Here is a 9,564-nt window from a genome sequence, read left to right as displayed (position 1 = left end):
GGCTGGGGCTGGCGGGTGCGCTCCTGCGAAGGGCCTTCCGTCGAGGCGGCGCGGGTGTGGAGGCCATGGCGGTGTGGCCCTTCGCGGTGCCGGGCACGGTGCTGGCGCTCGCGCTGCTGGTGGCGTTCTCACGCGACTGGCGGCTGGTGGTGTTGGATCGCTTCGCGTTCGTGCTGGCCCTGGCGCATACGCCGTGGCTGATGCTCGTGGGCTACGTGGGGAAGTACCTGGCGCTGGGGGAGCGCAACAGCTCCGAGGCACTGGCCCAGGTGGATCCCTCCCTCGCGGAGGCCGCGCGCGTCGGCGGTGCGGGGCCCGTGCGGGCGTTCGTGGACGCGACGCTGCCGCTGCTCCGGCCCGCGCTCACGGTGGCCTTCGTGCTGGCGTTCCTCGCGTGCGCCACGGAGATCACCCTGTCCGTGCTGCTGGTTCCCGCGGGCTCCGAGGTGCTGGGCACCTTGCTGTTCGAGTTGCAGAGCTACGCGGACCCGGCCGCCGCAGCCGTGCTCGCGTGCGCGTTCGTGGCGCTGGTGGTGGCAGGACAGGCCGTGCTGGCGTGGGCCCGGCGTCGTGTACCGGAGGTGCGGTGATGGCGGCCATCGTCCTGGAGGGACTGGTCAAGGCGTATGGCGGGACACCCGTGGTGCGCGGCCTCAGCCTGGAGGTGGGGCAGGGCGAGCTCGTGTCCCTGCTGGGCCCTTCCGGTTGCGGGAAGACGACGACGCTGCGGATGCTCGCGGGGCTGGAGCATCCGGACGCGGGTGTCATCCGGCTGGGTGACGACGTCGTCGCCGGGCCCGGCGTGCGCGTTCCGCCCGAGAAGCGCGGCCTGGGCATGGTGTTCCAGAGCTACGCCATCTGGCCGCACCGCAGCGTCGAGGCGAACGTCGCCTATCCCCTGGTGCTCCGGAAGGTGCCTCGCCACGAAGTTGCATCGCGCGTGCGCGAAGCCCTGCGCTGGGTGCGGTTGGAGGCGTATGCGGCGCGGATGCCGCATGAGCTGTCCGGCGGGCAGTTGCAGCGTGTGGCGCTCGCACGGGCGCTGGTGGCGGGGCCTCGCGTGCTGCTGCTGGACGAGCCCCTGTCGAACCTGGACGCGGCCCTGCGCGAGGAGCTGCGCGCGGAGATCGCCGCGCTGCGGGCCCGGCTGGGCACGACGCTGGTGTTCGTCACGCACGACCAGGGCGAAGCGCTGGCCCTGTCAGACCGCATCGCCGTGATGAACCGGGGCGTCATCGAACAGGTGGACACGCCGGAGCGGCTGTACCGGGAACCCGCCACGCCGTTCGTCGCGGGCTTCGTCGGTGGCGCGAACGTGCTGCAGGGGGAAGTGCGCTTGGGCGCCTTCCACTGCGCGGGGACGGAGCTCGCGTTCGACCTGCCCCTGGCTGCGAAGAGCGGCCCGGGGACACTGGTCGTGCGCCCGGAGGACCTGGAACTCGGAGACACCGGCACGCCGTTGGTGCTCTCCGCGCGCCTGTTCCTGGGCCATGCGGCGGAGTACCGCTTCCCGGTGGGGGACGCGTTCCTGCGCGTCATCGGACCGGCGCTGGAGGGCGTGCGTGCCGGTCAGGCGCTCCGGGTGCGCGTGCGCAAGGCCACCGTTTTCGACGCGGGCGCTTGAGGCTCAGTAGAGCGAGGTCTTCAACCGGCCCGGCAGCTCGCGGTCGTACTCACCGCCGTTGATGGTGCCCTGGCTCAGCGCTTCGAGGATGGCGCCGTTGCTGGGCAGTTCCGCTCGCACGACGTGGCGGGCCGGGTCCCAGAGCCCGGAGCGGATCAGCGCCCGGCTGCACTGGAAGAAGACCGTCTCCACGGCGATGCGCAGCACGGAGCGCGGCAGTTTTCCCTCGAAGGGGAAGCGCTCCAGCATCGACGGCTCGATGACGATGCTCGCCCGGCCGTTGACGCGCAGGGTCTCGTTGACGCCAGGGACGAAGAACAGCAGCGCGACGCGCGGATCCGCCAGGATGTTCCGCAGCGAGTCGATGCGGTTGTTGCCCCGTCGGTCGGGCAGCAGCAGCGTGTGCGCGTCCTCGATGACCACGAAGCCGGCGGGATCCCCCCGAGGCGACGCATCCAGCCCTCCAGGGCCCCCGGTGGCCAGCACCATGAACGGCGAACGCTCGATGAAGGGCCGGTACGCCGGGTGGAGGTGGTCCACCTCCTTGAGCACGGACGACTGCCCGACAACGCCGTACAGGCTTTCAAGCGTCTCCACGTCGTTCACGGTCTTCATCCGAGAGGCCTCCTGGATGGGCATTTTCGCTTTTTAAATGCCCATGTCACACGCGGCACCCGCTGCGTCGTCCTGGGGATGAGGGCAGGCAATCCGCCGCCCACATCAAGGAGTTCCTAATGAAGGCCAGGATGAATCCTTTCGCGGTCGCGCCGGAAGCGGTCAACCTCATGCTGGAGTTCAGCAAGAAGGTGGAGGCCCTGGGGCTGGAGCCGAGCCTCCGGGAGCTGGTCAAGATCCGCTCCTCGCAGATCAACGGCTGCGCCAACTGCATCCACATGCACACCCGCGACGCCCGCGCTCAGGGGGAGACCGAGGAGCGCATCTACCTGCTGGACGGCTGGCGCGAGTCGTCCCTGTACACCGACCGCGAGCGCGCGGCCCTGGCCTGGACCGAGTCCCTGACGCTCATCTCCGAGACGCACGCCGCGGACGAGGACTACGCTGCGCTCAAGCCGCACTTCACCGAAGAGGAGATCGTGAAGCTGACCCTCATGATTGGCGTGATCAACACCTGGAACCGGATCGCCATGGGCTTCCGGGCCCAGCACCCGGTGACCCCTCGCAGTGAAGCCGCCTGACGTGAACCCCGCGGACGCCTTCGACCCGCTCCGCCCCCGCCTGCTCCGCATCGCGTACCGGATGCTGGGCATCGTCGCGGAGGCGGAGGACGTGGTGCAGGAGGCGTATCTCCGGTGGCACCAGACGGACCGCGCGGCCGTGCGGGACGCCGAGGCCGTGCTCGTCCGCACGGTGACGCGCCTGTGCCTGGACGTCCTCAAGTCCGCGCGCGTGCGGCGCGAGGAGTACGTGGGTACCTGGCTTCCAGAGCCCATCATCGAGACAGTGGAGGGCGACGACTTGACGCTGACCCTGATGATGGCCCTGGAGCGCCTGTCCCCATTGGAGCGGGCCGCCTTCCTCCTGCACGACGTGTTCGGCATGGACTTCGAGGAGGTGGCGAAGGCCATCGACCGCGATCCCGCCGCATGCCGCCAGCTCGCCAGCCGGGCGCGGGCTCACGTGCAGGAGGCCCGGCCCCGCTTCCCCGTGACGGAGGCGAAGGGCCACGAGCTGGCCTCGGCGTTCCATGCCGCGTCGCGGAGCGGTGACACGCACGCGCTCCAGGCGCTCCTGGCCCAGGACGTCATCCTGTACGCCGACGGTGGCGGCAAGGCGAAGGCGGTGCTCAATCCCATCTACGGCCAGGAGAAGCTGTTGCGCTTCTTCGCGGGGCTGAGCCGCATCCCGGCCGTGGGCTCCGCGCAGCTCGTGTACGAGGGCACCATCGACGGCCTGCCCGCGTACGTCACGCTGGAGGCGGACGGGACGCTGCAGACCACGGCGTTCGCCATCGAGGACGGCCGCATCGTCGCCCTCTACGTCACGCGCAACCCCGACAAGCTGAAGGGCATCCGGCGGGCGGTGGTAGGGGAGACGTCGTAGGGGGACCGTCCGTCACTTGACGTAGCCAGGCAGCTTCTGCGCGAGCGCGTCGATGGCGACGCGCACCCGCACGGGCAGGTGGGGCGTCGTGGGCCAGAGCGCGTGGACGTCGAAGCAGAGGCCCGGTAGGTCCGTCAGCACGCGCACCAGCTTCTTGTCGCGCACGAGGTCCTGGATGAGCCAGCAGGGCAGCCACGCCAGGCCCATGCCCGTGACGGCCGCGTCCAGGATGGCCTCCAGGTCGTCGAAGCGCAGCCGCGACCGAGGAACGAGCTCCACGTTCGAGCCGTCGTCGGGGATCGACGAGTAGCTGGCGCGCGCGAAGGCGCTGGGCGCGACGCACGTCATCCATCGCGAACGCGAGAACTGGGTGGAGGCCGTCTACCGGCTTACCGCGGACCGGGGCGTGGATCACATCCTGGAGCTGGCGGGTGGAACGAACCTGGGCCGGTCCATTGAAGCGGTGGCGCTGCATGGGACCATCTCCGTCATTGGCGTGTTCGAAGGCTTCACGGTGACGGGGCCGTCCGGGCCGCTCCTGCTCAAGGAGCCCACGATTCGAGGCATCAACGTGGGCACCCGGAGGTCGCTGGAATTGCTGGTGCGCGCGGTGGACGCCACCGGGCTCAAGCCGATCATCGACACGCGCTATCCACTGGAGGCCCTGCCCGCAGCCCTGGAGCACCTGCGCAAGGGAGCGTTCGGGAAGATCGTGCTGGAATCCCACTGAGCCACGCGGGGTAGGGTGCCCCGCATGTCGTCGCGCCCGGCTGCCGAAAGCCCACGCCGCTTCCACTCCGAACCGTTGATCCAGGTGCTGCGCCACCTGGAGGCGCTGTTGCCGTCCGGGCCCGTGTCCATCGATGTGCCGGATCCGGACCTGGGCCACGGCCGCTATCCAGGGGAGCGCGTGGAGGGAGGGCTCGTGCACCGGCCGCTGCGGAGCTGGTGCGACCTGGCGGAGGGGCTGTCATGCCGGCTGCGCACACCGCGCGCGATGGATGCAACGCACGTGCGGCTCACGTTCGAGCCGCTGGGCTCGGAGGCTTCGTGGCACGCGGGCGGAGGGACGCGCACGGAGGCGCCGCAGGAGCGCTACGGCGCCACGTCCGACTTCGCGCGTGTGCGGAAGTTCGAGGACGCGGGCTTCCTGGTGCCCTGGCTGGAGGCGGTGGGCCGGCTGGCGTTGCCACCCGGCGCGCGGCTGCTGGACCTGGGCGTCAACCGGGGTGATGAGCTGGCCGCGTTCGCGGACGTGGAGGGCATCCGCTTCGTCGGCGTGGACCACAGCGCGAGCGCACTGGCGGAGGCACGGGCGGCGTTCCCGGATCCGCGCCATGCCTTCGTGCAGGCGGACCTGAACGCGCTGCCGGCAGACCTGGGGCGCTTCGACGCGGTGGTGTCGGTGGGCACGTTGCAGAGCCCCGGCGTGGATGACCGGGCGCTCTTGCGCAAGCTGGTGCAGGAGCACCTGGAGCCCCGGGCCTCACTGGTGCTGGGCTTCCCCAACTCCCGCTTCCGCGACGGAGAGGTCGTGTACGGCGCGCGCGTGCGCAACCTGCGCGAACCGGACCTGTCGCTGCTGGTGAAGGACCTGTCCTTCTACCGCCGCTACCTGCACCAGCACGGCTTCCGCACGTTCCTGGGCGGCAAGTACGACCTGCTGCTCACGGCGGTCCGAGGTCAGGGGGGCGGTTCGAACGACGAAGACGCCTGAATCAAGACCGCGTGTCGCGCTGCGAAAGGAGATGGGCCGTGAACGGAACCACCAGCAGGCTGGCCATCCAGACATAGAAGCCGATGGCGGTCCCCCGTACGTCGGCGTTGTAGGAGCGCGTGCTGACGATCGAAGACGCCCCGAGGACGCAGGCCGTAATGCCCCACTTGAACGCCTTCCGGTCCGCCCTCAGCGCGAGCATGACGATCGCCACGGCCAGCAGGGGGTTGGCGAACCAACCGAAGTTCCCGGAGACCACGGCCGTGGAGCCGATGAGCAGCAGGAACGCTCCATTCACCGCCGAGTCACCCCCACCGTGCGGGGTGCGTGTGATCAGCGCAGGCAGGTAACAGGCGATCACGAAGAGCCCGATGGACACACCACAGGCGATGAGGCGTGCGCTCGAGTCGTCGACGTTGCGGGCAGGACGTGCCGGGATGCGAGAGGCCATGCCGTGGAGGCTACGTCATCCTTGAGCCGGTCCGCGCGAGCGCTCCAGGTCCCGCCAGCAGACACTGTCCGCTGCGGGTCCTGGCCCCCGGTCTACTTCGCCACCTTGGCGCGCAGCTTCTCCAGCGTCTGCGCCAGGCGGCGCGCGCGGGTCTCCTCGCGCTTCGCCTCGGTGAGCGCCTGCACGAACTCCTTGCGGTGCGTGAACGCGAGCTTCGTGAACACGTCCCGCAGCGCGGGCTCCGCGTCCAGGGCACGCTGGAGATCCTCCGGCACCTCGATCTCCCGAGGTGCCGTGTCCTTCTCCAGCGTGATGCTCAGCATCGCGCCTTCCTCCACGCCCGCGGCCTCGCGCACGTCCTTGGTGAAGCCCAGGTAGGTGATGCCGCCGTACACCATCAACCGGCTCCGGAAGGGATGCCCGTTGACGGTGCCCACCACGGGCGGCCGCGCTTCACCGTATTCCTCGCGGCTGTCGAACGGACAGCGCACGAAGCGGCCTCCCGCGTCGTTGGCCACCTCGAGCTTCGCCTTGAACTTGCGTGAGGCCATGGGTGCGTCTCCCTGCTACGGCTTGACGAACTTCAGTGCGAAGCGGTCGCTCGTGCCCCGGCGCTCGCCCGCGGCTCCCGGGCTGGAGCTCCAGTCGCGCGTGTCCTCCGGGTTGCGCCAGGTGTTGCCCTCCTCCTGGAGCTTGAAGCCCGCGGCCTGCACCTCCTCGCGCACCAGCTGCTCGTCGATGCGGTGCAGCGTCTGGCCTTCCGTGATGCCCGTGCCCGGCTTCGCGCTGGAGTCGAGGATGACGTAGACGCCGCCGGGCTTGAGCGCCTGGAACACCGCCGCGTTCATCTTCGCCCGGTCCACGCCCAGCCAGCCGGTGTCGTGGTAGATGATGTGGCTCACCACCGCGTCCAGCGTGCCGTTCAGCTCGGGCGGGAAGGGTGCGTCCAGCTCGCGGTCCAGGCGCACCACGTTCTGGTTCACCGGCCGCGCCAGCCGCTCCTGCCACGGCTTCTCCGCGAAGCGCTCCAGCACGACCTTGGGGTTCTCGCCGTACACCTTGCCCGTGGGCCCCACCGCGCGCGCCAGCAGCTCCGTGGTGTAGCCGCCGCCCGCCATCAGCTCCGCCACCTGCATGCCGGGCTTCACGCCCACGAACTCCAGCAGGGCCGCGGGGTGCCGGCCCGCGTCCAGCTTGCGGTCCGCCTCCGTGCGGTCCGGCGCGTCCACCAGCGCCTGCGCCGGCACGGACGCCGCCTGGGCCTGGGTGGAGGACGCCGGAGCCGTGGGCGTCGAGTGGGAGCAGCCCGCGAGGGCAAGGAACGAAGCCGCCATCAGTGCATTGCGCATGGCCCCTCCATATCGCTGGCGCCCGCGCCTGCCTTCCGAAAAGAAGGCCGCTGTCCGCTTGCGGGACGCCGTGTGCCACGAGCGAACACACTCGCCGCCGTCCTCCGCCCCCCGGGCCGTCGAGGGGCCGTGGCGCTAGAGTTGCAGCCGCCCCGGCTCACCCCCATGTCCCAGCTCCTCCAAGACGTCCGCCTGTCGCTGCGCCGGATGCGCCGCGAGCCCGTGTTCACCGTGGTGGTCGTGGTCACGCTCGCGCTCGCCATCGGGGCCACCACCGCGGTCTTCAGCCTCGTGTACCAGGTGCTGCTCAGGCCGCTGCCGTACTACGAGCCCCAGGAGCTGCTGCGCCTGTACCAGTCCACGCCGCAGCGCGAGCGGGGCGGGGTGGCGTACTCGTACCTCCAGGCATGGCGCGAGCACTCGGACGCGTTCCAGGGCATCGAAGGCGTCACCGCCATGGACTCCACGCTGACCGGTCCGGGCGGGGCGCAGCGGGTGCGCGCGGGGCTCGCCACTCCGGGTCTGTTGCCACTGCTGGGCGTGCGGCCCGAGCGCGGCCAGGGCTTCGGTCCCGAGTCCCAGGTGCCCGGGCGCGACCGGGGCGTGCTCGTGTCCCATGCCTTCTGGTGGAGCCACTTCGCGGGACGCGCGGACGTGGTGGGGCAGACCGTCACGCTCGATGGCACTCCACACGTCGTCCAAGGGGTGCTGCCCGCGTCGTTCCGCTTCTGGCCGGGCGTGGACCTGTGGAAGCCCCTGGCCCCCGCGCCCGCCGCACCGGGGCAGGCCCCGGAAGAGGTCTACGTGCGCGGCGTGGGCCGGCTGCGGCCGGGAGTTCCGCTGGAGCGCGCCCGCGCGGAGCTGGAGGAGCGCTCCCGAGCCTGGGCCGCGACGGTGGGCGGAAGTGAAGCCGTGCCCGGAGTGCGCGTGGTGCTGCTGCACGAACAGGTGGTGGAGACGTCGCGCGAGCAGCTATGGCTTCTGGCCGGCGTGATGGCGCTGGTGCTGTGCGTGGCGTGCGCCAACGTGGCGAACCTGCTGCTCGCGCGCGCCAGTGCCCGCGAGCGCGAGGTGGCGGTGCGCGCGGCGCTGGGCGCGGACCGGGGCCGGCTGGTGCGGCAGTTCCTGGTGGAGAGCGTGGTGCTGGCGGTGTCAGGCGGCGCGGTGGGGCTGCTCCTGGCGCTGTGGGGGATGGACCTGCTGCGCGTGTTCGTCCCGGGGGAGGTGGTGTCGCCGGAGGAGATCCGGCTGGAGCCGCACGTGCTCGCCATCGCGGCGGGGCTGTCCCTGACCACGAGCATCCTCTTTGGACTGGTGCCCGCGCTGCGCGCCTCCCGCGCGGAGGCGAAGGGCGCGCTCGGAGGCCTTCGCGAAGGGCGGGGCGCGACGGGGCCGGTGCGGGCGCGGGCGGTGCTGGTGGTGGCGCAGGTCGCGCTGGCGCTCGTGCCGCTGGTGGGCGCGGGACTGATGCTGCGCACGCTCCACGCGCTGCACTCCGTACCGCCGGGCTTCGACCCGCGCGGCGTCAGCGCGATGGAGCTGTCGTTCCCCCGCGAGGCGTATGGACGGGACGACACGCGCAGGCGGCAGGTGAGCGCGGAGCTGCTGGCGCGGGTGCGGGCATTGCCGTCGGTGCAGGCGGCGGGACTGGCCAGCACGCTGCCGCTGTGGAACCGCAACGGCTTCAGCGCGGTGCTGCTGCCCGGTGAGACGGAGCGGGAGGCCGAGGCGCGCGAGCCCGTCAACTTCCGAGCGGTGAGCGACGGCTACTTCGCCACGCTGCGCATCCCGCTGAAGGAGGGCCGCGACGTGAGCACCTCGGACGGCGCGGGCGCCGCGCCGGTGATGGTGGTCAACGAGGCCTTCGTGAAGCGCTTCCTGCCGAAGGGGCCCGTCCTGGGCCAGCGCGCACGGTTGACGCTCGACGGCGAGCCGTTCCGGGAGGTGGTGGGCGTGGTGGGCGACGTGCGCCACGCGAGCCTCGCGGAGGAGCCGCGCGCGGAGGTCTACCTGCCCATGGAGCAATTCGAGGGCATGCACATGCTCATCGCCGTGCGCGCCAACCCGAGCGCACCGGCGCTGGTGCCCGCGCTGCGCGAACAGCTTCGCGCGGTGGATCCGGGCCTGCCGCTCGTGCAGGTGCGCGACCTGGAGGACGTGGTGGCGGAGAGCCTGGGGCGCACGCAGGTGATGGGTGGCCTGCTCACGGCCATGGCGGTGCTCGCGCTGACGCTGGCGGGCGTGGGGCTGTACGGCGTGCTGGCGTACACCGTGAGCCAGCGCACGCGTGAGCTGGGCATCCGCATGGCGCTGGGCGCGACGGCTGGCTCTTATACACATCTGACGCTGCCGCCGATAAGAG

12 protein-coding genes are annotated in these 9,564 nt (G+C 71.2%); 7 read left to right on the top strand and 5 right to left on the bottom strand.

Annotated elements, in window-relative coordinates; translation table 11 throughout:
- Both D7W79_RS32730 and D7W79_RS32725 read left to right on the top strand, forming a co-directional pair.
- Positions 1 to 590, top strand: a 590-nt coding sequence (locus D7W79_RS32730) for an ABC transporter permease subunit (protein WP_120529285.1), incomplete at its 5' end; no start/stop codon positions are given.
- Entirely contained in the window at positions 590 to 1,624 is a 1,035-nt protein-coding gene (locus tag D7W79_RS32725) for an ABC transporter ATP-binding protein (RefSeq protein ID WP_167497769.1), read from the top strand. The genes D7W79_RS32730 and D7W79_RS32725, both read left to right, overlap by 1 nt.
- Positions 1,625 to 1,627: 3 nt before the next feature.
- Here D7W79_RS32725 and D7W79_RS32720 read toward each other — a convergent pair whose 3' ends face one another.
- Positions 1,628 to 2,239 carry a pyridoxamine 5'-phosphate oxidase family protein gene (locus tag D7W79_RS32720; RefSeq protein ID WP_120529283.1) on the bottom strand — a complete coding sequence of 204 codons (612 nt, stop codon included), beginning with the start codon at positions 2,237 to 2,239 and terminating at the stop codon, positions 1,628 to 1,630.
- A 119-nt stretch (positions 2,240 to 2,358) separates the two neighbouring features.
- Here D7W79_RS32720 and D7W79_RS32715 point away from each other — a divergent pair, with 119 nt between their 5' ends.
- Together D7W79_RS32715 and D7W79_RS32710 are read left to right on the top strand one after the other, a co-directional pair.
- Positions 2,359 to 2,820, top strand: a complete 462-nt coding sequence (locus tag D7W79_RS32715; protein WP_120529282.1) for a carboxymuconolactone decarboxylase family protein — start codon at positions 2,359 to 2,361, stop codon at positions 2,818 to 2,820.
- Between the two features lies 1 nt (position 2,821).
- On the top strand, positions 2,822 to 3,685 hold the full coding sequence (locus D7W79_RS32710) for a sigma-70 family RNA polymerase sigma factor (protein ID WP_120529281.1): 864 nt from the start codon (positions 2,822 to 2,824) through the stop codon (positions 3,683 to 3,685).
- Between the two features lie 12 nt (positions 3,686 to 3,697).
- On the opposite strand, the gene D7W79_RS32705 is transcribed toward D7W79_RS32710, so the two are convergent.
- Complete coding sequence (locus D7W79_RS32705; RefSeq protein ID WP_244222096.1) at positions 3,698 to 4,033, bottom strand: LysR substrate-binding domain-containing protein; 336 nt, start codon at positions 4,031 to 4,033, stop codon at positions 3,698 to 3,700.
- A 22-nt stretch (positions 4,034 to 4,055) separates the two neighbouring features.
- Between D7W79_RS32705 and D7W79_RS32700 the strand changes: the two genes are divergently transcribed.
- Together D7W79_RS32700 and D7W79_RS32695 are read left to right on the top strand one after the other, a co-directional pair.
- A complete protein-coding gene (locus tag D7W79_RS32700; protein ID WP_244222095.1) occupies positions 4,056 to 4,415 on the top strand; it encodes a zinc-binding dehydrogenase in 360 nt (119 codons plus the stop codon).
- Between the two features lie 24 nt (positions 4,416 to 4,439).
- Positions 4,440 to 5,402: a class I SAM-dependent methyltransferase gene (locus tag D7W79_RS32695; RefSeq protein ID WP_120529280.1), complete on the top strand. Its 963-nt coding sequence runs from the start codon at positions 4,440 to 4,442 to the stop codon at positions 5,400 to 5,402.
- A gap of 1 nt (position 5,403) precedes the next feature.
- On the opposite strand, the gene D7W79_RS32690 is transcribed toward D7W79_RS32695, so the two are convergent.
- The 3 genes from D7W79_RS32690 to D7W79_RS32680 all read right to left on the bottom strand — a co-directional run bounded on the left by D7W79_RS32690 (position 5,404) and on the right by D7W79_RS32680 (position 7,202).
- A complete protein-coding gene (locus tag D7W79_RS32690) occupies positions 5,404 to 5,853 on the bottom strand; it encodes a hypothetical protein (RefSeq protein WP_147442161.1) in 450 nt (149 codons plus the stop codon).
- 92 nt (positions 5,854 to 5,945) lie between these two features.
- Positions 5,946 to 6,404, bottom strand: a complete 459-nt coding sequence (locus D7W79_RS32685) for a YdeI/OmpD-associated family protein (protein ID WP_120529278.1) — start codon at positions 6,402 to 6,404, stop codon at positions 5,946 to 5,948.
- A gap of 15 nt (positions 6,405 to 6,419) precedes the next feature.
- Positions 6,420 to 7,202 (bottom strand): class I SAM-dependent methyltransferase, encoded by a 783-nt coding sequence (locus D7W79_RS32680; protein ID WP_120529277.1) that lies wholly within the window; start codon positions 7,200 to 7,202, stop codon positions 6,420 to 6,422.
- A gap of 165 nt (positions 7,203 to 7,367) precedes the next feature.
- Here D7W79_RS32680 and D7W79_RS46525 point away from each other — a divergent pair.
- Positions 7,368 to 9,564, top strand: a 2,197-nt coding sequence (locus D7W79_RS46525) for an ABC transporter permease (RefSeq protein ID WP_147442160.1), incomplete at its 3' end; no start/stop codon positions are given.

It is taken from the genome of Corallococcus exercitus (assembly GCF_003611585.1).
GTDB lineage: Bacteria > Myxococcota > Myxococcia > Myxococcales > Myxococcaceae > Corallococcus > Corallococcus exercitus.
The sequence above is the reverse complement of the archived record's forward strand: the minus strand, read 5'-3'. Positions and strand labels throughout refer to the sequence as shown.

Excerpts from the sequence above, each read along its gene's own strand:
- D7W79_RS32720 (WP_120529283.1), bottom strand. The coding sequence starts at position 2,239 with ATGAAGACCGTGAACGACGTGGAGACGCTTGAAAGCCTGTACGGCGTT.
- D7W79_RS32685 (WP_120529278.1), bottom strand. The coding sequence starts at position 6,404 with ATGGCCTCACGCAAGTTCAAGGCGAAGCTCGAGGTGGCCAACGACGCG.
- D7W79_RS32705 (WP_244222096.1), bottom strand. The coding sequence starts at position 4,033 with ATGACGTGCGTCGCGCCCAGCGCCTTCGCGCGCGCCAGCTACTCGTCG.
- D7W79_RS32715 (WP_120529282.1), top strand. The coding sequence starts at position 2,359 with ATGAAGGCCAGGATGAATCCTTTCGCGGTCGCGCCGGAAGCGGTCAAC.
- D7W79_RS32680 (WP_120529277.1), bottom strand. The coding sequence starts at position 7,202 with ATGCGCAATGCACTGATGGCGGCTTCGTTCCTTGCCCTCGCGGGCTGC.
- D7W79_RS32725 (WP_167497769.1), top strand. The coding sequence starts at position 590 with ATGGCGGCCATCGTCCTGGAGGGACTGGTCAAGGCGTATGGCGGGACA.
- D7W79_RS32695 (WP_120529280.1), top strand. The coding sequence starts at position 4,440 with ATGTCGTCGCGCCCGGCTGCCGAAAGCCCACGCCGCTTCCACTCCGAA.
- D7W79_RS32690 (WP_147442161.1), bottom strand. The coding sequence starts at position 5,853 with ATGGCCTCTCGCATCCCGGCACGTCCTGCCCGCAACGTCGACGACTCG.